This window comes from Pseudomonas imperatae (assembly GCF_057128625.1).
Genome location: NZ_JBSKHP010000086.1, coordinates 1 through 552, shown reverse-complemented (window position 1 = coordinate 552; position 552 = coordinate 1). Strand labels below are relative to the sequence as shown.

The window sequence follows — 552 nt, the reverse complement described above, 5'->3', positions numbered from 1 at the left end:
ACCGAGATCGCCTCGTCGGTGTTCGAGACCCGCCCCGCCTGGAACGTCACCCAGTGGAACGGCACCCCGGTCGCGGTCGACGTGACCGTCGACGCGGCAGCCGTGCACAAGGTGCTCGCGGCCGCGGCCCCCGACCAGAACACCGAGCCGACCGATGCATCGGTCGGCTTCGACAGCGCATCCGGCGCGTACACCGTGACCCCGGCGGTCGCAGGCTCCGGCCTCGACGCGACCGCCGTGACGGCCGCCCTCGTGAGCGCCTTCACCGACGGTCGCTCATCGACGACGATCGCGGGCCAGCGCGTGCCGCTCAGCCCCGCGGTGACGACGGATGCCGCCACCGCCGTGGCCTCGAACCTCAACCATGTGCTCTCCACGGCCGGCTTCTACGTCGGCGAGGAGCGCACGGTCCCGCTCGACGCCGCGACGGTCGCCTCGTGGCTGACGGTGAGCGACGCGAACGGCGCCCTCACGGTGACCGCCGACCGCACCGGCATCCAGAAGGCCGTCGACGGACTCGCCGCGGCGGTCGACACCGCGCCCGTCAATGCC

General features: G+C 73.2%; 1 protein-coding gene. It reads left to right on the top strand.

Annotated elements, in window-relative coordinates:
• The coding region (locus tag ACWKWX_RS32730) for a peptidoglycan binding domain-containing protein (protein ID WP_483829944.1) at positions 1-552 on the top strand (552 nt) is incomplete at both ends.